Source organism: Azonexus hydrophilus DSM 23864 (assembly GCF_000429605.1).
GTDB lineage: Bacteria > Pseudomonadota > Gammaproteobacteria > Burkholderiales > Rhodocyclaceae > Azonexus > Azonexus hydrophilus.
This window is the reverse complement of sequence record NZ_KE386926.1, coordinates 135,736-158,124: the sequence shown is the minus strand read 5'-3', so window position 1 is coordinate 158,124 and position 22,389 is coordinate 135,736. Positions and strand designations below refer to the sequence as shown.

Below are 22,389 nucleotides of genomic sequence, written 5' to 3'. Positions count from 1 at the left end.
GCTTATGACGTTTCGAAAAGGAAGAAGTGTAAGAGCCTTTGCGGGAGCCAGTCCAGCCGTCCGGGAAAACTGCCGCCGACAAAACCGACGTGACCGCCGCTGGCCGGTTGTTCAAGGCGGACGCAGGCGGCCACTTCGGCGGCGCCGGGCAAGAAGCGGGCGGGCAGAAACGGGTCGTTCTTCGGATTGACCGCGAGTGCCGGGACGGCAATCGATTTCAGGAAGGGCTTGGCCGAACAGCGCCGCCAGTAATCGTCGGCGCCGGCAAAGCCGTGCACCGGGCCGGTGACGGCGTCGTCGAACTGCCACAGGTTGGCGGCGCGGCGCATGCGGGCTTCGTCGAAAATGCCGGGGAAGCGGCGCAGGCGCTCGGCCGAGATGGCTTTCAAAGTGTTCAGGAAGTGCCGGGTATAGACGCGGTTGAAACCGCGCGCCAGGTGGTGGCCGCAGGCGGCGAGGTCGAGCGGCGCGCACATCGCGGCGACGCCGGTCACCACCTCGGCGGCGGCTGTGCCGCGTTCGCCGGCCCACTTGAGCAACGCGTTGCCGCCGAGCGAGACGCCGGCCGCGTGCAGTCGCCGGCCACCTTGCCCGGCCTGGATGCGACGAAGGATCCAGTCGATCTCGTCGCTGTCGCCGGAATGGTAGGCACGTGGCTGCCGATTGAGTTCGCCCGAGCAGCCGCGGAAATGCGGCAGCATCAGGCGCCAGCCGGCGGCCCGGCAGGCGTGCGCGGTCGAGATCGCGTAGTGGCTGCGCGAACTGCCTTCGAGACCGTGGAAAAGCACCAGCGTCGGTGCGTCGTCCGGCGCATCGAGAAAATCGACGTCGATGAAATCGCCGTCCGGCGTCGGCCAGCGTTCCCGGCGCAGCGGCAGCGGGCGCGGCTTGATCAGCAGCGGCCACAGCGTCTGCAGGTGGCCGCCCGGCAGCCAGGACGGCGCGTGATAGGCGGGCGGTTGAGCGCTCAATGCAGGGTGTGCGGCATGGCGTCGGCCATCGCCTGGTGGCCGTCGTCGGCGGCCGAGGCGTGGCGGCTGGCCAGGCGCCAGCCGTGGGCGCCCCGGACATAGACGTGGGTGACGTGCAGCGGCCCGTGCGGCGAGGGATCGTCCCCGACGAACAGGATTTCGGTCAGGTGATGTACCGCCATCACCGTGCCCTGCCAGTGGGCGATGCGCTCGGGCTGGATACGCAGGCGGGCGTTGGCAAAGATGCTGCGCCAGCTTTCGCGGATCGGCACGATGCCGGTCAGGCGCACCCCGGTCGGATGCACGCACAGGGTTTCGTCGTCCTCGCACCAGTAGTGCATCAACAGGTCGGCATCGCCGCCGGTGAGGGCGTCGTAAAAGGCGATTTCCAGGTCGTCGGGCGAGGCGAAAGTGATCGGCTGGCTCATGCGGGTATCCATTTCTCGCAGGCGGCGGCGACTTGCGCGGGGTAGAGCCGGTTCAGGCAATCGAGGTGGCCGAGCGGGCAGTCGCGCTTGAAGCAGGGGCTGCAGTCGAGTTTCAGGCTGAGGATGTCGGCCCGGTCGGACAGCGGCGGCGTGAAACCGGGCGACGACGAGCCGTAGAGGGCGACGATGGGCCGGTCGACGGCAGCGGCGACATGCATCAAGCCGGAATCGTTGCAGACGACGAAATCGCTCAGGGCGAGCAGGTCGACCGCCTGGTCGAGGGTCGTTGTGCCACAGAGGTTGCGGCAGCAGCCGGGGGCCAGCGTGGCGATTTCCTCGGCGACCGCGTGATCCTTGGGCGAGCCGAACAGCCACACGGCGTAGCCGCGCCCGGCGAGTGTCCGCGCCAGTTCGGCGAAGTGCGCGGCCGGCCAGCGTTTGGCCGGGCCGTACTCGGCGCCGGGACAGAAGGCGACGACCCGGGCCGGGCGTTCAATGCCGAGTTCGCCGAGCGTACGTGCCTGGTCGGCGCCGGTCGAGCGCAGGCGCGGATGGGCGAGCGGCCGCTGCAGCGCGGCACCGGGCGTCTCGGCCAGTTGCATGAAGCGTTCGAGCATCAGCGGCAGGGCCGCCTTGTCGAGCGTGTGGCGGACGTTGATCAGGCCGTAGCGCGACTCGCCGGTGAAACCGATGCGTTGCGGGATGCCGGCGAGAAACGGGACCAGCGCCGACTTCAGCGAGTTGGGCAGGACCCAGACGGCGTCGTAATCGCGCGCCGCCAGTTCGCGGGCCAGCCGCCAGCGTGCCTTGAGCGAGAGCTGGCCGTGGCCGAAAGGACTGTCGACGAGGTCGGCGATCTCGTCCATGCGGCGCAGCACCGGCGCCACCCAGCGCGGTGCCAGGGCGTCGATCTGCAGGCCGGGATGGCGCTCGACCAGCCGCGCGAACAGCGGCTGCGCCATGATCGTGTCGCCGATCCACGAGGGGGCGACGATGAGGGCTTTCTTCATGTGAAAACGGCGGGTGTTGTGCCCGCCGTCCCTGTGTCAGTGATGGCCCTTGGGCGCCTCACCGGTGAAGACATACTTCGTGCTGCAGTAGGGGCAGACGACTTCGCCGGTCTTCAGCACGTCGAGGAAGACGCGCGGATGCTGGCTCCACAGCGCCGAGCCCGGCTGCGGGCAGTGCAGCGGCAGGTCGGCTGCGGTGACTTCGATGGTCTTGTTATCGGACATCGTTCTCTCCCTGAGGATAGCGATCAGACGTGGGCCAGCCAGTCGGCGTGGGCGGCCGAGCGGCCATAGACCACGTCGAAGTACTTTTCCTGCAGTGCCTTGGTGATCGGGCCGCGGTGGCCGGGGCCGATCTGGCGGTTGTCGAGTTCGCGGATCGGCGTCACTTCGGCGGCGGTGCCGGTGAAGAAAGCCTCGTCGGCGCAATAGACTTCGTCGCGGGTGATGCGCTTCTCGACGACTTCGATGCCCAGTTCGCCGGCCAGTTGCATGACCGTGGCGCGGGTGATGCCTTCCAGGCAGGCGGTCAGGTCCGGCGTGTACAGCTTGCCGTTCTTGACGATGAACAGGTTCTCGCCGGCGCCTTCGCAGGCATAGCCTTCCGGATCGAGCAGCAGGGCTTCGTCGTAGCCGTCGGCGGTGGCCTCGTTGTTGGCCAGGATCGAGTTCATGTAGTTACCCGAGGCCTTGGCGCGGACCATGGTGATGTTCACATGGTGACGGGTGTAGGACGAGGTCTTGATGCGGATGCCGCGCTGCAGGCCTTCCTCACCGAGGTAGGCACCCCACGGCCAGGCGGCGATGATCACGTGCACCTTGGCGCCCTTGGGCGAAACGCCCATCTTTTCCGAGCCGTAGAAGGCGAGCGGACGCAGGTAGCCGGATTCGAGCTTGTTGGCGCGGATGACTTCCTTCTGCGCCTCGTTCAGTTCTTCCTGCGAGTACGGCATCTGCATCTGGAAGATGTGCGCCGAGCGGAACAGGCGCTCGGTATGTTCCTTGAGCCGGAAGATCGCGGTGCCGGATTCGGTCTTGTAGGCGCGGACGCCCTCGAAAACGCCCATGCCGTAGTGCAGGGAGTGGGTGAGGACGTGGGTGGTCGCTTCGCGCCAGGGCACAAGCTTGCCATCCTGCCAAATGAAACCGTCGCGATCCGACATGGACATGGTGGGAATCTCCGTGATGCTCTCTTGAAAGCAGACGATTTTAGCCGAAATCAGCGGTTAAAATAATGCTTTTGCACAAGATGCCACCGATGATCTGGAAGCCGAACGTGACTGTCGCCGCCGTGATTTTCCGCGACGGGAAATTCCTGCTGGTCGAGGAGGAAACCGAAACCGGGCTGGCCTTCAATCAGCCGGCCGGTCACCTCGAACAAGGCGAAGCGCTGGTCGATGCGGTGATCCGCGAAACGATCGAGGAAACCGCCTACCACTTCAAGCCGACGCATCTGGTTGGCGTCTATAACTGGCGGCATCCGGCCAAGGATGTCACCTACCTGCGTTTTGCCTTTACCGGCGAATTGCGCGGCTACGATGCCGGTCGCCGGCTCGACGACGGTATCGTCGGCGCCCGCTGGCTGACCCTCGACGAAGTCCGGGCCACGCAGGCGCGCCATCGCAGCCCGCTGATCCTGCGCTGTTGCGAGGACTGGTTGGCCGGTAAACGCTATCCGCTCGATCTGCTGGTGCATTACGACTGATGCGTCGGCTGTTCGCGCTGCTGGCCTTTTTTGCGCTGCCGGTGGCGGCGGCCGGCGAAGCGCGGGTGTCGGTGTGCCACGGTTACAGTTGTGTCGCCCAGGCGGAGATCGTGTACTCGGCGGCACAGCTGGACGAAATCCGGCGCTTGCTGCTTGCTGCCGCTGATGCGCCGGGGGAACGCGATGCCCTGGCCGAGGTCGTAGGACGGCTGTATCGATGGGGCGGTGAGCAGTCGGCGATCGCCAGCGACCGTGCGGGGAATTTTTCGGATGGTGATGGGGTGGGCCGGATGGATTGCATCGACCACTCGACCTCGACCACGCGGCTGCTGCATCTGCTGGGCGAGCGCAAATGGTTGCGCTGGCATCGTGTGCTGGAACCGCAGGCGCGATATTTTCTGGGGCTGATCGCCAACCACTGGTCGGCGGTCATCGAAGCGAGCGACGGCGAGCGTTACGTCGTCGATAGCTGGTTTGTGAACAACGGAGAGCCGGCGGTGATTCTGCCGCTGGACGAATGGAAGAAAGGGGCTGGGCCCGATGTCTAAGGGAACCGTGGTAGTGGGATTGTCCGGCGGCGTCGATTCGTCGGTCGCAGCGCTGCTGTTGAAGCGCCAGGGCTGGAAGGTGATCGGCCTGTTCATGAAGAACTGGGAAGACGACGACAACGACGAATACTGCTCGACGCGCCAGGACCTGGTCGACGTGATGAGCGTCGCCGACGTCATCGGTATCGATGTCGAGGTGGTCAATTTCGCCGCCGAATACCGCGACCGCGTGTTTGCCGAGTTCCTGCGCGAATACCAGGCCGGGCGAACCCCAAATCCGGATATCCTGTGCAACTCGGAAATCAAGTTCAAGGCCTTCCTTGACCACGCCATGCAACTGGGCGCCGAGAAGATCGCCACCGGTCACTACGCCGGTGTGCGCGAGTTCAACGGCGAATACCAGTTGCTCAAGGCCGAGGACGGGACCAAGGACCAGAGCTATTTCCTCTACCGGCTGAACCAGGCGCAGTTGTCGAAGACGCTGTTCCCGCTGGCCGACCTGTACAAGCGTGAAGTGCGCAAGATCGCCGAAAGCGAAGGCCTGCACGTCGCCACCAAGAAGGACTCGACCGGCATCTGCTTCATCGGCGAGCGGCCGTTCAAGGACTTCCTGAGTCGCTACCTGCCGCCCAAACAGGGCGAAATCCGCCGTCTCGACGACGGCAAGGTGCTCGGTAGCCACGACGGTCTGATGTACCACACCATCGGCCAGCGCAAAGGCCTGCACATCGGCGGTTTGAAGGAGAAGGGCCAGCCCGGCGGTGGCGATCACGACGCCTGGTTCGTCGCCGGCAAGGACATGGAGAAGAACGTGCTCTACGTCGTCCAGGGGCACGATCACCCGGCACTGCTGCGCGACGATCTGCTGGCCGAGCAGTTGAGCTGGGTGTCCGGACGGGCGCCGCACACCCACTGGGTTTACACCGCCAAGCCGCGTTACCGGACCAGCGATCAGCCCTGCCATGTCGAGGCGGTCGATGGCGAAACCTGCACGATCCGCTTCGCCGAACCGCAGTGGGCGCTCACGCCGGGTCAGTCGGTGGTGGTTTACGAAAGCCGGGTTTGCCTGGGCGGTGGGGTGATCCGCTAGTCGCCGTCAGGCAGCGCGCATCGGCGAGTGTTCGATGACGTGGCGGAAGGCGTGCAGGAGGTCGGGGTCGAATTTTTCGGCGTCCGGCCCGGACATCAGGTCGATGATTTCGTGATGCGTGCGTCCCGGATGGTAGGGGCGCGGCGCCGCCATCGCGTCGTAGTTGTCGGTCAGCGAGACGATGCGGGCGAATAGCGGAATCGCGGTGCCGCGCAGGCCGTCCGGATAACCCGTGCCGTCGAAGTTCTCGTGGTGGTGACGGACGATTTCAGCAAGCCGGTCAGCGCGTTGATCGGCGATGGCTCGAACGATCCTTTCGCCGATCAGCGGGTGGCGGCGCATGGTCTCCAGTTCGTCTTCGGCAAAGCGGCCGGGCTTGTGCAGCACGCGGTCGGGGATGCCGATCTTGCCGATGTCGTGCAGGCCGGCGCCGAGGCTGAGCAGGGCGAGTTCATTGCTGTCGAGCTCGATGTGCCGGCCGAGTTCCTGGGCCAGTGCAACGACCCGGCTGCAGTGGTCGTGGGTGTCACCATCGCGCTCGTTGAGTGCGGTGCAGAGTGAGTTGAAAATCCGGTGCATGGGCGTGATCTAAAAGGGGGAGTGCTTCATTGACCCTGCAGATGCTGCCGGGTTCAGAATAAAAAAGGCGCCGTTGCGGCGCCCTGGTAAGGTGTTTTTGACCGGGTCAGGTCTGCGGCACGGTGTCGATGAACGACTGGCGCTGCATCAACTTGTCGTACAGGCGGGCCAGGTTGGGGTGGCTTTCCTGCCAGGCGATGTCGGGGAAGCGCAGGCACAGGTAGCCGAGTGAGGCACCGACAGCGATGTCGGCCAGCGAGAAATGGGTGCCCATGCAGAAGTTCTTTTCGCCCAGATGCGTTTCCATGAAGCGCAGCGTCCGCGTGATCACGTCGCGCTGGCGGGCGATCCAGTCGGCACTCTGTTCCTTCTTCGGGCGCAGGCCTTCCATGACCGCACTGACGGCCGCGTCGTTGAGGCCGTCGGCGACGGCTTCCCAGCGTTTGACCTCGGTGCGCTCGCGGTTCGGCGCCGGCAGCAGCTTGTTGTTCGGGGTGATGTTGTCGATGTGCTCGACGATGACCCGCGAGTCGAACAGCGGGGTGTCGTCGTCAAGCAGCAGGGCCGGAATGCGGCCCAGCGGATTGATGTCGGGTACGGTGCTACCGGCCTGACGGGGCGAATCGATCACGAAATCGTATTCCATCTTTTTTTCAGCCAGGACGATCCGGACTTTGCGGACGTAGGGGCTGGTATGGGTGCCGATCAGCTTCATCGCATGCTCTTGGATTGGGGAGTGCAATTATAGCGTATGGCGCTGGGTGTGGTCGGGCGGGTAAAATCACGCCCTCACCGAAAAGGATGTATTTATGGACTTCAATCCCCTGACCGCCATTTCCCCGCTCGACGGCCGCTACGCCGGCAAGGTCGACGCCCTGCGCGAACATTTCTCCGAGTTCGGCCTGATCCGTGCCCGCCTCAAGGTCGAGATCGAGTGGCTGAAGGCGCTCGCCGCTGAAGCGCATTTCACCGAAATCGCCGCTTTCTCGCCGGCGACCATCGCCGAACTGGATGCGCTGGTCGCCAATTTCGGCCCGGTGCAGGCAGCCGAGGTCAAGGCCATTGAAGCCACCACCAACCATGACGTCAAGGCGCTCGAATACTGGATCAAGGACAAGACCAAGGGCAACGCCGAAGTGGTCAAGGTCAGCGAGTTCATCCACTTCGCCTGCACTTCCGAAGACATCAACAACCTGTCGCACGCGCTGATGTGTCAGGGCGCCCGCGAACAGGCCATGCTGCCGACGCTGGACAAGGTCATCGAGAAGCTGCGCGAACTGGCCCACGCCTACGCCGACATCCCGATGATGAGCCGCACCCACGGCCAGCCGGCGACGCCGTCGACGATGGGCAAGGAAATGGCCAACGTCGCTTACCGCCTGCAACGCGCCCGCGTCCGTATCGCCGGCGTCGAACTGCTCGGCAAGATCAACGGTGCCGTCGGCAACTACAACGCCCACCTGGCCGCCTACCCGGGCTACGACTGGGAAGGCTTTGCCAAGCGCTTCGTTGAGTCGCTCGGCCTGACCTTCAACCCCTATACCATCCAGATCGAGCCGCACGACGCGCTGGCCGAGCTGTTCGACGCCTTTGCCCGCGCCAACAGCATTCTGGTCGACCTCGACCGCGACGTCTGGGGCTACATCTCGCTCGGTTTCTTCAAGCAGAAGGTCAAGGCCGGCGAAATCGGCTCGTCGACGATGCCGCACAAGGTCAATCCGATCGACTTCGAGAACTCCGAAGGCAACCTCGGCCTGGCCAATGCCGTCCTCAAGCACCTCGCCGAAAAGCTGCCGATCTCGCGCTGGCAGCGCGACCTGACCGATTCGACGGTGCTCCGCAACATGGGCGTCGGCCTCGGCTACACGCTGCTCGGCTACGATTCGCTGTTGAAGGGCCTGGGCAAGCTGGAAATCAATGCCGACCTGATGAAGGCCGACCTCGACGCCAACTGGGAGCTGCTCGCCGAGCCGATCCAGACGGTGATGCGCCGCTACGCCGTGCCGAACGCCTACGAAAAGCTCAAGGAACTGACCCGCGGCACCCGCGTGTCGCGCGACGGCATGCAGGCCTTCGTGTCCACGCTGGACATTCCGGAAGCCGCCAAGGCCGAACTGCTCAAGCTGACGCCGTGGGACTACACCGGCAAGGCCGCCGAACTGGCCAAGCGTATCTGATAGCAACGACCCCGACAGGCCGATTCGCTTTGCGGATCGGCCTTTTTCATGGAGAAAAAAATGTCCTTTTCCGAAAACCTGAAGAAATTACCCGGCATCTCCCACCTGGCCGCCCTCAATTTGCTCGATGCCGACGGCAATGTCGTCGCCACGATCGAGAACAAGGCCGGCAGCCAGGGTTCGCTGGCCGTCTACAACCATCTGGCCCAGACCTACGGTTCGATCAATGTCGAAGCGGCAAAAAAAGGCATTGAAATCTTTGCCGAACACAGCGAGGACGAGCGCGCCAACCCCGGCAAGCACCCGAATATCGCCCGTCTGCTGAAGATCGAAGCCGGGGCGCCGGTGCTGCGGGTCAAGCACGTATTCGCGGTTTGAGGCGACGCCTCAGTCCGCGTCTTCAACAAAGGTCCATTCCCGCCCGTCGGCCCGCAGGCACAAACGGCCGTCGCTCAGGGTGACGGCAAGCCCGGGATAGTCGATATCCAGCGCGCTCTCGAAGCGCGCACCGTTGCGGAAGCCGAGTTGCAGGCGGCCGGCTTGCGGCAGGACCTCCAGGCGTCCCTGGCAGGCCGGGCAACGGGCGGCGAGAATGCCGCCCTCGCTATCGACCAGTTCGTCGCAGGCATCGAGCCAGGCCGAAGGGGGGATTTTTGCGCCGCAAAGAGGGCAGTTGGCGTCGCGTTTCATTCCAGACTCCGGTTGCATTCATGAACCGCCAGCTTAGCGCGAACCGCTTTCGCCAGAACGAACTTTGTGCCGGCATGCGCTTGCCATTGGCTTATCGTTCGAATTCATTCATTGGTTTCGTGAATATCGGTCAGCGAGCGGGCTGTCATGCCGCCGGGCTGGCTGCGTATAATCCGTCAGAGAACTTCGGGGGCGGAGTGGTTCGCAAAATCAATCATTTTCCTTCAACACAACGGAGATTACACGATGAAAAGCAAGTTGCTGCTCGCACTGATCGCTACGGCGACCGTCACCACCGCACATGCCCAGGTCAAAGTCGAGGATGCCATCAAGTGGCGTCAGTCGGCCTATGCCACGATGGGCTGGAGCATGAGCCGGATCAAGGCCAATATCGACGGCACCTACAACAAGGATGACGTGATCAAGGCGGCCAATGTGATCCAGGCCATCGCCAATTCCGGCATGGGCGCGCTCTACGTTCCGGGCAGCGACAAGGGCAAGGGCTGGGTCGATACCCGCGTCCAGCCGGCGCTGTTCACCGATGGTCCCAAGGTCGGCAAGATCGCCGGCGACTTCAACGCAGCCGCCAACGAGCTGGCCAAGGTTGCCGCCACCGGCAATGCCGGCGCGGTCAAGGATGCCTTCGGCAAACTGGGCGGTACCTGCAAGTCCTGTCACGACGACTATCGCACCAAGCAGTAAGCTGCTTGCCTGACAGGAAGCAAAACGGGGCGCCGCGAGGCGCCCTTTTCATTCGACAAGGAGTTTCAGGATGAACAGCAAAAAAAGAATACTGGTCTGGGATCTGCCCACCCGCTTGTTTCACTGGTTATTGGTCGTCGCCGTCGTTGGTCTGGTGGTGAGCGGCAAGGTCGGCGGCAACCTCATCGACTGGCATGGCAAGATCGGCCTGCTGGTGCTTGGCCTGGTCGTTTTTCGCCTGGTCTGGGGCATCGTCGGCTCGACCTACGCGCGTTTCTGCCAGTTTTTCCCGACACCGGCCAAGATCGCCACCTATCTCAAGGGCGGCTGGCAGGCACCGGGTCACAACCCGCTTGGCGCTTTTTCGGTATTCGCCCTGCTTGGCGTGCTGATCTTTCAGCTACTGACCGGCCTGGTGGCCAACGACGACATCGCCTTCGTCGGCCCGCTGTACGACCTGGTCGGGCGCGACTTGAGCAACCTGGCCACCGGCTGGCACCATCTTTCGGTCAATGTGCTGATCGCGCTGGTCGTGCTGCACCTGGCGGCGATCATGTTCTACGCGCACGTGAAGAAGGACAATCTGGTCAAGCCGATGGTGCGTGGCTGGAAGGAAGTCGACCAGGGCGAATCGGCCCGGGGCGGCGGCGCGCTGGCGCTCGTGGTGGCCCTGGTGATCGCGCTGGCCGCCGTGTTTGCCGCCAGTGGTGTGTGGTTGCCCGAACCGCCGCCACCACCGGCTGCGGTGGAGACGCCGGCCTGGTGAATTTTCGGGGAATAAATATCAACATTGGCAAGAAATGCCTTGCCTATAATCTAAGTGAGGAAAATACCAATCCGCTGAGAGGGAGGCATGTCCTACCGCGCCATTCTTGTGCTGGCCAGTCTGTTGCTGATGGCGATCTTCGCTGGCGTCGCCCTGTTCGGGGCGCGCCTGGTGGATGCCCGTCTGCAGTCCAGCCTGGAAAGCGAGGCGCTGCGCTTGAAGACGGCCTACGAGTTGTCGCAGGGCGAACTGGAACAGCAGATGATGGCCCTGGCCGGCATGGTCGCCGCCGATCCGGAAGTCATCCGCCTGCTCAAGGCGGCCGGCGCCACGGTCGAAGGCGAGGGCAATGGTAGTGGCGGCGAGGAGGCCGATCTCCTGCGGCGCCAGCTTTACCTGCATTTGCGCCAGCACTGGTCCTACATGCAGAAGGAACTGGGCATCCGCCAGATGCAGTTCGTCTTGCCGGGCAGCCTGTCCTTCCTGCGCTTTCATGCGCCGACCCAGCATGGCGATTCGCTGGCCGGGTTGCGCTGGCTGTTGCGCGATGTCGAACGCAAACGGACAGCGGCCAGCGGTTTCGAGACGGGGCGCGCCTACGCCGGCATTCGTGGGGCGGCGCCGATCTTCGACAGCGAGCTTCGTCCGGGCGATGCGCGAGCCTTGCTGGGCGTCATGGAAGTCGGCATGGCCTTCGATGGTTACATCGAGCGCCTGAGCGAACGTACCGCCGTCGGCTTTGGTGTGCTGCTCGACCCCGCCTCCGTGACCTCGGCAATGTGGGAAAACTACCGTCCGCCGGCCCCTGCCGAGCAGCCCGGTGCCTGCTGTTACCTGCTGGCGGCGTCGCGCGGTGAACTGGCCGACTGGATGGCCGACAAGGCACTGCCCGCGTATGCCGGGACTTTCCGCAACGATCTGGTGGACCATCAAGGACTCCGCTTCCAGTTGATCCGTTTCCCGCTGCGCGATTATCCGGGGCTGCAGGACCCGGCCCGGCCGCCGATCGGTTCGGTGGTGATCTGGCAGGATGTCGGCGCGATGATTGAGGCCAGCGGCGATTTCAAGGACAAGGCGTTTTTCAACCTGGTTTTTGCCTATGTGGTGACGCAGTTGCTGGTGCTTTTCCTGGTCAATCTGTCGCGCCGCGAATGGATCAGCCAACTGCTTGAACAGACCGCGCGCGTCAAGGAGCTGTCGCATCAGAACGAAGTCCTGCTGATGGCGGCCGGTGAGGGGATTTTCGGTGTCGACCGCGGGCATGTGGCGACCTTCATCAACCCCGCCGCCCAGAAAATGCTGGGTTACGCCCCGGACGAAGTGATCGGCAACAATCTCCACAGTCTGATTCATGCCCTGCGTCCCGATGGCTCGGCGTACGACGAGTCGGCCTGTCCGATTGCCATGACCCTGGCTGATGGACAAGCGAGGACACTGGAAGAAAACCTGCGCCGGCGCGACGGCAGCAGCTTTCCGGTGCAGATGACGGTGTCGCCGATCCGGGAAAACGGTGTCTGTACTGGCGCCGTGGTGGTTTTCCACGACATCAGCGAGCTGAAGGAGAAGGAAGCGGCGCTGACCTGGCTGGCCAGCACCGACACCCTGACCGGACTGGCCAACCGGCGGCATTTCATCGCGCAACTTGAAGCTGAAATCCACCGCTGGCAGCGGACGGGGTTCACCTCGGCCCTGTTGATGGTCGATCTCGATTGGTTCAAACGGATCAACGACACCTGGGGGCATGCGGCGGGCGACGAGGTACTGCGTCACTTTGCCGAGGTGCTGCGCCGTTCGCTGCGGCGGGTTGATCTGCCGGGGCGGGTCGGCGGCGAGGAATTTGCCGTCCTGCTGCCCGGTAGCAGTGCTGAGGATGCGCTGGTGGCGGCCGAACGCCTGCGGCGCAATATCGAGAACGAGCCGGCGATGACCTCGTTCGGTAGCATTCCGTTCACGGTCAGCATCGGTGCCACCCTGCTGATTACCGGTGACGACTCGCCAGATCAGCCCCTGCTGCGCGCCGACCGGGCGCTGTACCGGGCCAAGGCGGCCGGGCGCAACCGCGTCGACAGTGACTTTCCGGACAGCCTTACGCCAGTTGGCGAGCCGACATCAGTTGCTTGACCCATTGTTTCTGGGCTTCCTGACGCCGTTTTTCGGTCAGCCGTTCGATGATGCGGGCGCGCACCTCGGCGAAGGGAATCATGCCGCTGGGCAGGATTTCGTCGCAGCGGATGATGTGCAGCCCCATTTCCGAGGCCAGCACTTCACTGACTTCGCCTTCGCTCAGGGCAAATGCCGCGCTTTCGAGCTCCGGGTACAGCTGATTGCGGCGGACCACGCCGAGCAGACCTTTTTCCACCGCGCTCGGGCACTGCGAGTGGCGTAGCGCCGCCTTGGCGAACTTTTCGGGGGCCGTGTGGGTGACACGCAGGCCGTCGAGCAGGCGATGCGCCTGGTCGGCTTCCTGCGGGGTGTCGACGGTGATCAGGATGTGGCGCAGGCGACGGGCCTCGGGGCGATCGAAGGCGTCCGGGTGCAGGCGGTAGTAGATTTCGGCATCGACTTCGCTGACTTCGGGCACGGCCGAAACCACGCGGTCGAGGATGGCCTCGACCCGCAGGTCGCGTTCGACCGAAGCGGCCAGCGAATGCCGGTCCAGGCCGATGCGGGCGAGATCCTGGAGGAAGGTTTCTTCGTCCGGATAGCGTTTGCGGATTTCCTCGATCCGGGTGCGCAGGGTCGGTTCGGGCACCATGACATTGCGCGCCTGTTCGCTGGACAGGATGCGTTGCTCAATGCTGTCCTGCTTCGCAGCGACTTCGCCGAGTCGGTTGCGCTCCGGCGGGCTCAGCGTTTCGGGTGCTTTCTGGAAGAGTTCCCAGGACAGCTTCAGTTCGAGGTAGGCGTGTTCCATGGCTTCATTCCGGGGTGAGGGATTCGAGCAGACGCTCCGGGATCTGCAGGAGGCGTCCAGGCAGGCTGTCGAAATGGATGTGGTAGGCGACGCCGCCGGGCGCATCGCGGATGACCTTGATGACTTCACCGATGGCGCCTTCGGCAATCACGGCATCGCTGCCGACCGGCAGTTCGACGACGATCCGCACTTTCTCGCGGAACTCGAAGCGCGACGGGGTCCACGGCTCTTCGGCGCCGATCAGTTCTTCCTCGCGGCAACCGACGATCATGTTGATGTCGAGAAAACTGACCGAGTAGATGATCTGGTCCTGCAGGAAGGTGCCGACATCGACCACGTAGCCGATGCTGCCGCGACGTACCAGCGGCGCCCCCGGATCGAGCCCGGGATAGGTGCCGTCGTTACGCACGTTGCGGATCAGGCGGACGCTGTCCTCGATCTGCCATTTGGGTCTGCTCATCGGGTTGGACTCAGTCGCGGAAGATCTTGTCGATGGAAACGAAGGAGCTGTAACCCCCGTCCGGCTTGGCCTGGTTCTGGAACACGGCGAAGACCTTTTCGGTCAGCGAGTCGGACTCCACGAAATCCTGGTAAGCGCGTTCCAGCCACAGACGGTAGATGGCGCGCTGCTGCTCTTCCTCTGGCGGCAGGTTGGGCGTCTGGCGGGTCAGATAGTCGTGAAAGCGCTGCAGGATGTGCAGGCGATTGACGTGGACCACCGAAGGTTCGAAGGGAATCTCGAAGTACTCCAGGAAATCTTCAGCGGAAACCAGTTCTTCCATGGCTTCGGCAAGGCTCAGTGTATCTTCCATGATGGCCTCCTCAGGCTGCGGCAAGGGATAAATCGGAATTGGGCCGGGACGACGCCCCGGTGCCCTGGAACTCATCGACAACTTCAAGCAGTTTTCCGGCGCCGAGCTGGTCGCGGCTGTCGAGCGCAACCAGTTTGATCAGGCGTTGGCGCGAGGCCTCGATCCGGCCCAGACGCAGCAGCACCACGGCACTGGCTTTCAGCGCCAGCAGGTAGAAACGCAGCAGGCCGAAGGAACTGGCGGCGGCGGAACCGAGGTGGTTGTCGCCGATCTTCGCCCAGTCATCGGGCAGGCCAAGGTGCTGGGCAGTCAGGTGCATGACCCGCTCGGCGACCTTCAGCGCGTCTTCCAGGCGGTGCTGGTAGAAGTAATAGCGGTACAGACCAACCAGCACGGTCAGGTTGTCCGGGGCCAGCAGGTTGGCGCGCAGCAAGGACATTTCCGCTTCCGGATCGCCGTATTCGGCGGCCGCCCGGGCGATCAGCGCTTCGGCCTCGGCCGGCAGCGGATCCTCGAAATAGAGCTTGCAGTCGGAGAAGTCGAGCAGATCCATGTCAGTGCGCTGCCTCGTGCATGGCTTCACTGTCGCAGCAAAGGTCGCCGGCCGAGCAGGTCTGGCATTCGCCACCGTGGTTCGGCGCCGGTTGCTGGCGCAGGGCGGCGAGTTCGTTCTCCAGCGTATCGATACGGTCGATCAGGCAGGCAATCGAGCGTGCCACCGGGTCGGGCAGGACGTTGTGGTCGAGGTTGATGCCCTTGCCGGCCGGGCGGGCCAGGCGGGTATCGACGATGCGGCCGGGAATGCCGACCACGGTACGGTCGGCCGGCACGTCCTTGACCACCACCGAGTTGGCGCCGACGCGGACGCGCTCGCCGATGCTGATCGGCCCGAGAATCTTGGCGCCGGCGCCAACGACCACGCCGTCGGCCAGGGTCGGATGGCGCTTGCCCTTGTTCCATGAGGTGCCGCCCAGGGTGACGCCGTGGTAGAGGGTGACGTCGTCGCCGATCTCCGCCGTTTCACCGATGACCACGCAGGCGCCGTGGTCGATGAAGAAGCGGCGGCCGATGGTGGCGCCGGGGTGGATGTCGACATTGGTCAGCAGGCGGCCGGCGAACGACAACAGGCGGGCGCTGTAGCGCCAGCCGCCGCGCCACAGCTTGTGCGCCAGGCGATGGGCGAGGATGGCATGGACACCGGGGTAGGTGGTCAGCACTTCCAGCGTCGAGCGGGCGGCCGGGTCGCGTTCGAAGACGCAGGCCAGGTCTTCCTTGAGGATGGCCCACAGGCCCGGTACGGGAGGATTCGGTGCGGTCATGGTCATCGCTTCAGACATGGAGCGGACTCCTGGAAGAAGCCAGCAGGCCGAGCAGATCGGTGGCCTCCGGCGGGTGCTTGTGGGCGGCGACAAAATTGCGGACGCTGGCGAGCAGGGCTTGCGCCTCGTTCTCGCCGAGCTCGATACCGAGTTCGCGATAGACGACCTGGACCGCGCGCGAGCCGGAATGCTTGCCGAGCACGATGCGGTGCGCCTGGCCGACTTCGCGCGGGTCGAAGCCCTGGTAGTTGTCCGGATGCTTGAGCAGGCCATCGACGTGGATGCCGGCCTCGTGGGTAAAGGCGCCGGCGCCGACGACGCTCTTCTGCCAGGGCACGGCGCGGCCGGAAGCGCTGGCGACGGTAGCCGACAGTGCCGGGAAGGCGCGCAGTTCGACGCCGGTGTCGATGCCGTGCAGCTTCTTCAGCCCGAGCACGACTTCTTCCAGCGGCGCATTGCCGGCGCGTTCGCCGAGGCCGTTGACCGTGGTGTTGACATGCGTCGCCCCGGCTTTGCAGGCGGCCAGGGTGTTGGCCGTGGCCAGGCCCAGGTCGTCGTGGGCGTGCATCTCGATCTCCAGCCCGGTGCGGGCACGCAAGGTCGAAATGCGGTCAAAGGTGGTGAAGGGTTCGAGGATGCCCAGCGTATCGGCAAAGCGCAGGCGGCGGGCACCGGCGCGTTCGGCGGTGGCGGCCAGCGCGCACAGGAAATCCAGGTCGGCGCGCGAGGCATCCTCGCAACCGACGCCGACTTCCAGCCCGAGATCGAGCGCCATGCCGATGTAGCGCGGCAGCTCGCGTAGCAGCCAGCCGCGCTCCTGCTTCAGTTTGTAAGCCAGGTGCTGGTCGGACGCCGGCACCGAAATGTCGATCAGGTGCGCGCCCAGATTGGCGCTGGCGGCGATGTCGGCCGCGTGCATGCGGCTCCACACCATCAGCCGGGCATTCAGGCCGAGCCCGGCAACCGCCCGGACCGACTCGCGCTCCTCGGCGCCCATGGCCGGAATGCCGACCTCCAGCTCGGGCACGCCGATGGCGTCGAGGCGGCGGGCGATGTCCAGCTTTTCCGCCAGGGAAAAGGCAACACCGGCCGACTGCTCACCGTCGCGCAGGGTGGTGTCGTTGATGGTGACGAAGCTGGACTGGCTCATGGGAATCTCCTTGCAATGTGTCTAGCAAGGGGGGTGCCAGTTTTTAACTAACTGAATTTTAACGATTAATTTATTGCGGTTTGGTTCTGGTGCCTTGCTTGTCGCAAAACCGACAAAACGCCTGGCCGCTCTGGCGGGATCAGTCCTGTGCCGGCCGGGTACGGTAGTGGGCTTCGGCCATGCCGGCCGCCGCTTCCCATAGCGCCGGTGCGCCGGCTTCGATCGGTGGGCGGCAGCGGGCGGTGATCTGTTCGAGCGTGACCGCGCATTCCACCCAGGTGCCGCCGTCGGTGGCGGCGTTGTGCAGCATCGGCTGGAAACGGTCCAGCGCCTTGGCAAATCGGGCGTCGTCGCTCTCCGCTGCCTCGAATTCCAGCCACAGCGCGTGGAACTCGGCCGCCTGTGCCTCCGGCAGCAGGCCGAAGATGCGTTCGGCGGCCAGGCGTTCGCGCTCGGCCTGCCCGGCATGCGTCGCCGGGACGTGGAAGGGTACGTCGCCGGCGTCGATCTCGACGATGTCGTGAATCAGCAGCATCTTGACGACGCGCAGCACATCGACCGAGCCGGCGGCGTGATCGGCCAGCACCAGCGCGTATAGCGCCAGATGCCAGGAGTGCTCGGCACTGTTTTCACGGCGCGAGCGGTCGATCAGCGGCGACAGGCGAACGACATTCTTGAGCCGGTCGATTTCCTTGAGGAAGTCCAGTTGCCGTTGCAGATCGGCGGGGGTCAAGACTTTCTCCACTTCGCCCAGGGATCGGCATTGTCCGACGCAGCATCACGATTCGACGGCCGCCGCTCCGGGCCTTTACGCTGGCCGGCATCGCGGTCGTGGGCGGCGGCTTTCCGCGCGCGCTTTTCACGCAGGCGCTCGGCATCCTCCAGGCTCAATTCGGCCGGCTCGCCCGGTTGTTGATCGCGGGGAATGATGCGGTCCCGGGGCGGCAGCTCGAACTGCTCGGCCGAGGCGCGCGGCAGGCTCTTGAACTGGTACAGGTAAAAAGCCTCAACCTTCTCCCGCGCCCAGTCCGTCTTCTTGAGGAACTTCACGCTGGATTCGACGCTGGGATTGTTGTTGAAGCAATTGATGTTCAGGTAGGCGTAGAGGATGTCGAAGCCGTAGTGATCGACGATCTCCGTCAGCAGTTGTTTCAGGCTGAGGCCATGCAGCGGGTTGTTCTGGTAATCGATATCGGTATTCATGGTGCAGGATTGCTGAGGATGGGATTCAAGGCGGTTGTAAAAAGGCGCGAAAACGACGAACATGCCGCCCCCCCTGTTATACCCGAATTTTCTCCCCGCCATGGCTTTCAAGAATAGTCCCTTCCGCTTCCAGATGGTCGATGTGTCCCTGCTCGATCCCGATCCCGCACACGTCCGCCAAAGCATCAACGAGGAGGCGCTCAAGGGGCTGACCAACGCGGTGCGCAAGCTGGGCATCATCCAGCCCATCGTCGTCCGACCGGCGGCTGATGACCGTTACTCGGTCATTGCCGGCGAGCGCCGGCGCCAGGCGGCGATTCAGGCGGGCGAAACCCAGGTGCCGGTCATCGTCCGCGACTGTAGCGACGAGGACGCGCTGGAAGTGCGGGTTTTCGAAAACATCGGCCTGGGCGTCCGCTCGGCGCTCGAACCGCGCGACATGGCCACGGCCATCCAGGCCATCGCCCAGCGTTTCGCATCGCCCGAAGAAGCCGCCCAATACTTTGGCCGCGCCCCGACCTGGCTGGCCCAGGCCACAGCCGCCGCCAACCTGTCGGAAAAAGTCACCGCCCTGCTGGATGCCGGGAAAATTTCCAGCACCGGCGCCGCCGTGCAACTGGAAAAACTGGCCAGGAAGAACGAAGCCAAGGCGGAATCCCTGATCGAGCAGATCGAGCAGTTGCCGGACGGCGAAAAGATGTCGAAGAAGGACATGGATGAAGTCCTCGCCGTCGCCCCTGCCAGCAGCGAACCCACCGAAGCGGCGCCATCACCCGTTGCGCCGGCACCGGCAGTCAACCAACCCGAACCGGCAGCCGCCGCTATGGATACGCCGCCCAGGGAAGCGCCGCCCGATGCTCCTCAACCTACGCCCACGCCCCGCACCAAGGTCAACCCCGGCAAGGTGAAGCTGGTGGCTGAACTCCTCGGCTTGAGCGAGGAAGATGAAGAAACGATCCTGGCGCGGCTGATTGACGAGTTCTTGTCGCTGAGGGGCGGTTGAATTCGGCAATAGCTGACAAACGCAGGGTAGCTGTCGGTCGATAGCTGTCGAGACAAAAGTACCTGGTATTCCCTCGTCTGCCGTTGAGTCCGGAAAACCTGGCGAATCACGTTTTTGCACGTTTTCTTGAGATTCGTCCGGTAGGCCGGACTCTTGAGCCTCTTTCTAATTGGCAGCGCCGGTGCCGGCACGGTTTCTATGCTTTTCCGGCGAACAGTTCGATCTTGCGGGTCGGCCCGGAGATGATCAGCAGGTCGCCGGGAAGAATTTGGCTGCTCGGCGTTGCGTGCTGAAAATCTTCATGGGCCCGCTTGATGCCGACCACGGTGACGCCGAATTTCTCCCGGATCATCGACTCGCCGAGCGTTTGCTGATGGGTGCTGGCCGGGGCGTGAATCCTGGCGATGGCAAAGCCATCGTCGAATTCGATGAAATCGATCATTCGGCCGCTGATCAGGTGGGCTACCCGTTCGCCCATGTTAGCTTCGGGATAGACCACATGATGGGCGCCGATGCGTTCAGCGATCTGGCCGTGTTCAGCAGTCAGCGCCTTGACCCAGATATCCTTGATGCCGAGCTCGGTGAGAACCATCAGCGTCATCAGGCTGGCGGCAATGTCGGTGCCGATACCGACGATGGCGTGGGAGAAGTCGGCCACGCCCAACTGGCGCATGATCGCAGTATTGGTCGAGTCGGCCTGCACGGCGTGGGTCAGCAGGTCGGCCCATTCGCGGACCAGTAGTTCATCACGGTCGATACCCATGACATCATGCCCAAGATGAACCAGCGACTGGGCAACCGAGCTGCCGAAGCGGCCAAGTCCAATGACGACGACACTGTCGCCCTTGGCAAAGGAATACTGTTCGGTGAAAAGTCTAGCCAACAATGGGATGCTCCTCGGGATAGCGGAAAGGCATGCGTCGCTCGCCCAGGGCCAGTGACGCTGCAAGGGTGATGATGCCGACTCGTCCGGTGAACATCAGTACGGTCAGTACCAATTGGCCGAATGGTGGCAATTCGGCGGTGATGCCGGTGGACAGGCCAACCGTGCCAAAGGCGGAAATCACCTCGAAAATCACCTTGTCGGTGGGCAGGTCGGTGTGGATGAGGATGCTGATTGTGCCGAGCACGACCATCGCACTGCCCAGGACGAGAACAGTGATGGCCTGGCGCTGGGCGGACAGGCTGACCCGCCGCCCAAAAGCCTCGCTATCGCTGCGGCCACGAATTTCGGCAATGACCAGTAGCGCCAGTATGGCGACGGTGCCAACCTTGACACCACCCGCCGTACCGGCGCTGCCGCCTCCGACGAACATCAGGAAGTAGTGCAGTGCCCAGCTTTCGTGGGTCATGGCGCCGATATCGATGGAGTTGAAGCCGGCCGTGCGCGCGGAAACGGAAGCAAAGGCTGCCGACAGGAGCTTGTCGGGAAGGTTCATCGGACCGAGTGTGGCCGGATTCGCCCATTCAAAGAGCAGCAGGACGAGAAAGCCGCCAAGCAACAGGATGCCGGTAGCGAGCAGTGTCAATTTGGTATGCAGAGACCAATGGCGGGGATCGTGGCGTTTTGCCCGCAGGTCGTGCAGTACCGGAAAACCGATGCCGCCAACAACAATGGCAAGCATGACCGGCAGCAGGACCAGTGCGTCTGTCGCGTAACGCATCAAGCTGTCAGGGTGGATCGAGAAGCCGGCATTGTTGAACGCCGAAACGGCATGAAAAATCCCGCTCCAGAGGGCCTCGTGCCAGGGTAGGTCGTAGGCGAGGTGCAGCCGCAGGGTAAGCAGGGCGGCAATCAGCAACTCGGCCAGCAGCGTGACCGTGAAGACGAGGCGGGCGACGCTGCCGACATCGCCGAGTCCAAGCGTGTGCGTTTCAACCTGGCTGATCAGCTTGGTCCGCAGACGTAGCGAGCGATTGACCATCAGGCCGAGCAGGGTGGCGGCGGTCATCATGCCGAAGCCGCCGATCTGGAACAGGGCCATGATGACGATCTGGCCGAAGCTCGACCAGTACGTGCCGGTGTCGACAATGACCAGTCCAGTAACGCAGACCGCCGAGACAGCGGTGAAGAATGCCGTCAGCCACGGAGCGGAAACACCGTCTGTCTGTGCCAGTGGCAGCATCAGCAAGGCGGTGCCGAAGAGGATCGCCATCAAAAAAGCCAGCGCTACGGTCTGGCTCGGATGTAGCAAAAATTTCATGCGTCGATACGGAAGAAGCGATGGGCCGAATTCTGGCAAGCACGGCATAAAAATGTCGTAAAGAATTGCTTGCCGTTTGCTGCCGTCCTAGCGCAGCCGCACGAAAATCAGTAATCGGTTATAAACTGATCGCCCTGACGGAGGAGGAAGACACAATGAAAAAAATACTGCTGGCGCTGACTGGCGCCATGATGCTGTTCGCCCAGAGCGTTCGCGCCGAGGCGGTGCTGACGGTCGATCAGCTTGGCAACGGGGTGTTTGCGCTGATCGGTCAGACGGCGGGTCGCTTGTATGGGAATTTTGGCTTGAACGCCAATTACGGGGTGATCGATACGCCGGAAGGGGCCATCCTGATCGATTCGGGGGCGTCCAGCGTTGCTGCCAGGCTGCTCGATGGCGAAGCCCGCAGGCTGACCGGCAAGCCGGTCAAGTGGGTGATCAACACCGGCGTTCAGGATCATCGCTGGCTGGGCAACGCCTATTTTGCCGCGCAGGGTGCGCAGATCATCGCGCTGCAGCGCACGGTGACGGACCAGGCGCGTCTTGGTCAGGGGCAGATCGAGTCGCTGGCGCGCGAACTGAAGGAACAGATGGATGGCACGCTACCGGCGCCGGCCGTCCAGCCACTGACGGGCGATATGCAGACGCTGACCCTCGGTGGGCGTACGCTGGTGTTGCGTTACTTTGGGCATGCCCACTTTGCCGGCGATGCCGTGGTCTGGTTGCCGCAGGAGAAAATCCTGTTTTCTGGCGACCTGATTTATGTCGACCGTTTGCTCGGCATCCTGCCCGAGAGCAATGCCGAGACTTGGCTGGCGGCGTACCGGCAGGCGGTCGCCTTGCAGCCGGCGCGCATCGTGCCCGGGCACGGCCGCGTCTGCGATGTCACCCAGGCCCAGCGCGAAACGGGTGACTATCTGGCTTTCGTCGTCGGCGGCGTGAAGAAGTTTGCCGAGGACATGGCGGGGGTGGATGCCGCTGTCGCCGCCTTGAACGATGCGCCCGCGTTCAGGCATCTGCGTAATTTCGATGATTTGCACCGGGGCAATGTCAATCGCGCTTATCTGCGCTTCGAGTCGGCGCAGTAGTTTCGCCCGCTCCGGTCTGCGGTGCCTCGG

28 protein-coding genes are annotated in these 22,389 nt (G+C 63.7%); 10 read left to right on the top strand and 18 right to left on the bottom strand.

From position 1 onward, the window contains the following. Nucleotides 1-2: 2 nt before the first annotated feature. Genes G471_RS0115925 through G471_RS0115905 form a run of 5 tightly spaced genes read right to left on the bottom strand, consistent with a single transcriptional unit; the run spans nt 3 to nt 3,578 of the window. Nucleotides 3-971 (bottom strand): YheT family hydrolase, encoded by a 969-nt coding sequence (locus G471_RS0115925; protein WP_028996207.1) that lies wholly within the window; start codon nt 969-971, stop codon nt 3-5. Further along, nucleotides 968-1,399, bottom strand: coding sequence for a YybH family protein (locus tag G471_RS0115920; RefSeq protein WP_028996206.1), 432 nt, complete (start codon nt 1,397-1,399; stop codon nt 968-970). The genes G471_RS0115925 and G471_RS0115920 overlap by 4 nt, the downstream gene beginning before the upstream one ends. Beyond that, entirely contained in the window at nt 1,396-2,409 is a 1,014-nt protein-coding gene (gene waaF / locus G471_RS0115915; RefSeq protein WP_028996205.1) for a lipopolysaccharide heptosyltransferase II, read from the bottom strand. The genes G471_RS0115920 and waaF overlap by 4 nt, the downstream gene beginning before the upstream one ends. Nucleotides 2,410-2,445: 36 nt before the next feature. Further along, nucleotides 2,446-2,634, bottom strand: coding sequence for a zinc-finger domain-containing protein (locus tag G471_RS0115910; RefSeq protein WP_028996204.1), 189 nt, complete (start codon nt 2,632-2,634; stop codon nt 2,446-2,448). Between the two features lie 23 nt (nt 2,635-2,657). Further along, nucleotides 2,658-3,578 (bottom strand): branched-chain amino acid transaminase, encoded by a 921-nt coding sequence (locus G471_RS0115905; RefSeq protein ID WP_028996203.1) that lies wholly within the window; start codon nt 3,576-3,578, stop codon nt 2,658-2,660. A 65-nt stretch (nt 3,579-3,643) separates the two neighbouring features. Here G471_RS0115905 and G471_RS0115900 point away from each other — a divergent pair, with 65 nt between their 5' ends. Genes G471_RS0115900 through mnmA form a run of 3 tightly spaced genes read left to right on the top strand, consistent with a single transcriptional unit; the run spans nt 3,644 to nt 5,752 of the window. Beyond that, a complete protein-coding gene (locus tag G471_RS0115900; protein ID WP_424243835.1) occupies nt 3,644-4,114 on the top strand; it encodes an NUDIX hydrolase in 471 nt (156 codons plus the stop codon). Next, nucleotides 4,114-4,662, top strand: coding sequence for a hypothetical protein (locus G471_RS0115895; RefSeq protein ID WP_028996201.1), 549 nt, complete (start codon nt 4,114-4,116; stop codon nt 4,660-4,662). The genes G471_RS0115900 and G471_RS0115895 overlap by 1 nt, the downstream gene beginning before the upstream one ends. Next, complete coding sequence (mnmA, locus tag G471_RS0115890) at nt 4,655-5,752, top strand: tRNA 2-thiouridine(34) synthase MnmA (protein ID WP_028996200.1); 1,098 nt, start codon at nt 4,655-4,657, stop codon at nt 5,750-5,752. The genes G471_RS0115895 and mnmA overlap by 8 nt, the downstream gene beginning before the upstream one ends. A gap of 6 nt (nt 5,753-5,758) precedes the next feature. Here the strand turns inward: mnmA and G471_RS0115885 are convergent, their stop codons facing one another. Together G471_RS0115885 and G471_RS0115880 are read right to left on the bottom strand one after the other, a co-directional pair. Next, on the bottom strand, nt 5,759-6,331 hold the full coding sequence (locus G471_RS0115885) for an HD-GYP domain-containing protein (protein WP_028996199.1): 573 nt from the start codon (nt 6,329-6,331) through the stop codon (nt 5,759-5,761). Between the two features lie 106 nt (nt 6,332-6,437). Beyond that, on the bottom strand, nt 6,438-7,046 hold the full coding sequence (locus G471_RS0115880; protein WP_028996198.1) for a glutathione S-transferase N-terminal domain-containing protein: 609 nt from the start codon (nt 7,044-7,046) through the stop codon (nt 6,438-6,440). Nucleotides 7,047-7,140: 94 nt separating this feature from the next. On the opposite strand from G471_RS0115880, the gene purB reads away from it, so the two are divergent. Both purB and G471_RS0115870 read left to right on the top strand, forming a co-directional pair. After that, the gene (gene purB / locus G471_RS0115875; RefSeq protein ID WP_028996197.1) at nt 7,141-8,508 is read left to right on the top strand and encodes an adenylosuccinate lyase; all 1,368 of its coding nucleotides are present in this window, start codon (nt 7,141-7,143) and stop codon (nt 8,506-8,508) included. 60 nt (nt 8,509-8,568) lie between these two features. Then, entirely contained in the window at nt 8,569-8,886 is a 318-nt protein-coding gene (locus G471_RS0115870; protein WP_028996196.1) for a DUF2322 family protein, read from the top strand. Between the two features lie 9 nt (nt 8,887-8,895). Here G471_RS0115870 and G471_RS0115865 read toward each other — a convergent pair whose 3' ends face one another. Next, complete coding sequence (locus tag G471_RS0115865) at nt 8,896-9,198, bottom strand: hypothetical protein (protein ID WP_028996195.1); 303 nt, start codon at nt 9,196-9,198, stop codon at nt 8,896-8,898. A 246-nt stretch (nt 9,199-9,444) separates the two neighbouring features. Here G471_RS0115865 and G471_RS0115860 point away from each other — a divergent pair, with 246 nt between their 5' ends. The 3 genes from G471_RS0115860 (at nt 9,445) to G471_RS18520 (ending at nt 12,787) form a co-directional block, all read left to right on the top strand. Continuing rightward, nucleotides 9,445-9,900 (top strand): c-type cytochrome, encoded by a 456-nt coding sequence (locus G471_RS0115860; protein ID WP_028996194.1) that lies wholly within the window; start codon nt 9,445-9,447, stop codon nt 9,898-9,900. Between the two features lie 70 nt (nt 9,901-9,970). After that, the gene (locus G471_RS0115855; protein ID WP_028996193.1) at nt 9,971-10,666 is read left to right on the top strand and encodes a cytochrome b/b6 domain-containing protein; all 696 of its coding nucleotides are present in this window, start codon (nt 9,971-9,973) and stop codon (nt 10,664-10,666) included. Between the two features lie 87 nt (nt 10,667-10,753). Further along, a complete protein-coding gene (locus G471_RS18520; RefSeq protein ID WP_028996192.1) occupies nt 10,754-12,787 on the top strand; it encodes a sensor domain-containing diguanylate cyclase in 2,034 nt (677 codons plus the stop codon). Here the strand turns inward: G471_RS18520 and nifM are convergent. The 8 genes from nifM to G471_RS0115810 form a co-directional block, all read right to left on the bottom strand. Further along, nucleotides 12,753-13,580: a nitrogen fixation protein NifM gene (gene nifM / locus G471_RS0115845; protein WP_028996191.1), complete on the bottom strand. Its 828-nt coding sequence runs from the start codon at nt 13,578-13,580 to the stop codon at nt 12,753-12,755. The genes G471_RS18520 and nifM overlap by 35 nt on opposite strands. A 4-nt stretch (nt 13,581-13,584) precedes the next feature. Next, nucleotides 13,585-14,040 carry a nitrogen fixation protein NifZ gene (locus tag G471_RS18085; protein ID WP_043421937.1) on the bottom strand — a complete coding sequence of 152 codons (456 nt, stop codon included), beginning with the start codon at nt 14,038-14,040 and terminating at the stop codon, nt 13,585-13,587. A gap of 10 nt (nt 14,041-14,050) precedes the next feature. Continuing rightward, entirely contained in the window at nt 14,051-14,392 is a 342-nt protein-coding gene (nifW, locus tag G471_RS0115835) for a nitrogenase-stabilizing/protective protein NifW (protein WP_043421984.1), read from the bottom strand. Nucleotides 14,393-14,402: 10 nt separating this feature from the next. Continuing rightward, nucleotides 14,403-14,945 (bottom strand): hypothetical protein, encoded by a 543-nt coding sequence (locus G471_RS0115830; protein WP_028996189.1) that lies wholly within the window; start codon nt 14,943-14,945, stop codon nt 14,403-14,405. Between the two features lies 1 nt (nt 14,946). Next, nucleotides 14,947-15,729, bottom strand: coding sequence for a serine O-acetyltransferase (gene cysE, locus G471_RS0115825; RefSeq protein WP_081700318.1), 783 nt, complete (start codon nt 15,727-15,729; stop codon nt 14,947-14,949). Then, on the bottom strand, nt 15,722-16,861 hold the full coding sequence (gene nifV, locus G471_RS0115820) for a homocitrate synthase (protein WP_028996187.1): 1,140 nt from the start codon (nt 16,859-16,861) through the stop codon (nt 15,722-15,724). Before nifV ends, cysE begins: the two co-directional genes overlap by 8 nt. Nucleotides 16,862-17,000: 139 nt before the next feature. Next, complete coding sequence (locus G471_RS0115815) at nt 17,001-17,594, bottom strand: HD domain-containing protein (RefSeq protein ID WP_028996186.1); 594 nt, start codon at nt 17,592-17,594, stop codon at nt 17,001-17,003. Beyond that, entirely contained in the window at nt 17,591-18,166 is a 576-nt protein-coding gene (locus tag G471_RS0115810) for a VF530 family protein (RefSeq protein WP_245580584.1), read from the bottom strand. Before G471_RS0115810 ends, G471_RS0115815 begins: the two co-directional genes overlap by 4 nt. Between G471_RS0115810 and G471_RS0115805 the strand changes: the two genes are divergently transcribed. Further along, on the top strand, nt 18,165-19,067 hold the full coding sequence (locus G471_RS0115805) for a ParB/RepB/Spo0J family partition protein (protein WP_028996184.1): 903 nt from the start codon (nt 18,165-18,167) through the stop codon (nt 19,065-19,067). The genes G471_RS0115810 and G471_RS0115805 overlap by 2 nt on opposite strands. A 196-nt stretch (nt 19,068-19,263) precedes the next feature. Here the strand turns inward: G471_RS0115805 and G471_RS0115800 are convergent, their stop codons facing one another. Then, nucleotides 19,264-19,950 (bottom strand): potassium channel family protein, encoded by a 687-nt coding sequence (locus G471_RS0115800; protein ID WP_028996183.1) that lies wholly within the window; start codon nt 19,948-19,950, stop codon nt 19,264-19,266. Then, entirely contained in the window at nt 19,943-21,271 is a 1,329-nt protein-coding gene (locus G471_RS0115795; protein WP_028996182.1) for a TrkH family potassium uptake protein, read from the bottom strand. The genes G471_RS0115800 and G471_RS0115795 overlap by 8 nt, the downstream gene beginning before the upstream one ends. Nucleotides 21,272-21,426: 155 nt before the next feature. Here G471_RS0115795 and G471_RS0115790 point away from each other — a divergent pair, with 155 nt between their 5' ends. Further along, nucleotides 21,427-22,359: an MBL fold metallo-hydrolase gene (locus G471_RS0115790; protein WP_028996181.1), complete on the top strand. Its 933-nt coding sequence runs from the start codon at nt 21,427-21,429 to the stop codon at nt 22,357-22,359. Nucleotides 22,360-22,389 lie beyond the last annotated feature (30 nt).

Excerpts from the sequence above, each read along its gene's own strand:
- G471_RS0115920 (WP_028996206.1), bottom strand. The coding sequence starts at position 1,399 with ATGAGCCAGCCGATCACTTTCGCCTCGCCCGACGACCTGGAAATCGCC.
- waaF (WP_028996205.1), bottom strand. The coding sequence starts at position 2,409 with ATGAAGAAAGCCCTCATCGTCGCCCCCTCGTGGATCGGCGACACGATC.
- G471_RS0115910 (WP_028996204.1), bottom strand. The coding sequence starts at position 2,634 with ATGTCCGATAACAAGACCATCGAAGTCACCGCAGCCGACCTGCCGCTG.
- G471_RS0115905 (WP_028996203.1), bottom strand. The coding sequence starts at position 3,578 with ATGTCCATGTCGGATCGCGACGGTTTCATTTGGCAGGATGGCAAGCTT.
- G471_RS0115900 (WP_424243835.1), top strand. The coding sequence starts at position 3,644 with ATGCTTTTGCACAAGATGCCACCGATGATCTGGAAGCCGAACGTGACT.
- G471_RS0115895 (WP_028996201.1), top strand. The coding sequence starts at position 4,114 with ATGCGTCGGCTGTTCGCGCTGCTGGCCTTTTTTGCGCTGCCGGTGGCG.
- mnmA (WP_028996200.1), top strand. The coding sequence starts at position 4,655 with ATGTCTAAGGGAACCGTGGTAGTGGGATTGTCCGGCGGCGTCGATTCG.
- G471_RS0115885 (WP_028996199.1), bottom strand. The coding sequence starts at position 6,331 with ATGCACCGGATTTTCAACTCACTCTGCACCGCACTCAACGAGCGCGAT.
- G471_RS0115880 (WP_028996198.1), bottom strand. The coding sequence starts at position 7,046 with ATGAAGCTGATCGGCACCCATACCAGCCCCTACGTCCGCAAAGTCCGG.
- purB (WP_028996197.1), top strand. The coding sequence starts at position 7,141 with ATGGACTTCAATCCCCTGACCGCCATTTCCCCGCTCGACGGCCGCTAC.
- G471_RS0115870 (WP_028996196.1), top strand. The coding sequence starts at position 8,569 with ATGTCCTTTTCCGAAAACCTGAAGAAATTACCCGGCATCTCCCACCTG.
- G471_RS0115865 (WP_028996195.1), bottom strand. The coding sequence starts at position 9,198 with ATGAAACGCGACGCCAACTGCCCTCTTTGCGGCGCAAAAATCCCCCCT.
- G471_RS0115860 (WP_028996194.1), top strand. The coding sequence starts at position 9,445 with ATGAAAAGCAAGTTGCTGCTCGCACTGATCGCTACGGCGACCGTCACC.
- G471_RS0115855 (WP_028996193.1), top strand. The coding sequence starts at position 9,971 with ATGAACAGCAAAAAAAGAATACTGGTCTGGGATCTGCCCACCCGCTTG.
- G471_RS18520 (WP_028996192.1), top strand. The coding sequence starts at position 10,754 with ATGTCCTACCGCGCCATTCTTGTGCTGGCCAGTCTGTTGCTGATGGCG.
- nifM (WP_028996191.1), bottom strand. The coding sequence starts at position 13,580 with ATGGAACACGCCTACCTCGAACTGAAGCTGTCCTGGGAACTCTTCCAG.
- G471_RS18085 (WP_043421937.1), bottom strand. The coding sequence starts at position 14,040 with ATGAGCAGACCCAAATGGCAGATCGAGGACAGCGTCCGCCTGATCCGC.
- nifW (WP_043421984.1), bottom strand. The coding sequence starts at position 14,392 with ATGGAAGATACACTGAGCCTTGCCGAAGCCATGGAAGAACTGGTTTCC.
- G471_RS0115830 (WP_028996189.1), bottom strand. The coding sequence starts at position 14,945 with ATGGATCTGCTCGACTTCTCCGACTGCAAGCTCTATTTCGAGGATCCG.
- cysE (WP_081700318.1), bottom strand. The coding sequence starts at position 15,729 with ATGTCTGAAGCGATGACCATGACCGCACCGAATCCTCCCGTACCGGGC.
- nifV (WP_028996187.1), bottom strand. The coding sequence starts at position 16,861 with ATGAGCCAGTCCAGCTTCGTCACCATCAACGACACCACCCTGCGCGAC.
- G471_RS0115805 (WP_028996184.1), top strand. The coding sequence starts at position 18,165 with ATGGCTTTCAAGAATAGTCCCTTCCGCTTCCAGATGGTCGATGTGTCC.
- G471_RS0115810 (WP_245580584.1), bottom strand. The coding sequence starts at position 18,166 with ATGGCGGGGAGAAAATTCGGGTATAACAGGGGGGGCGGCATGTTCGTC.
- G471_RS0115795 (WP_028996182.1), bottom strand. The coding sequence starts at position 21,271 with ATGAAATTTTTGCTACATCCGAGCCAGACCGTAGCGCTGGCTTTTTTG.
- G471_RS0115790 (WP_028996181.1), top strand. The coding sequence starts at position 21,427 with ATGAAAAAAATACTGCTGGCGCTGACTGGCGCCATGATGCTGTTCGCC.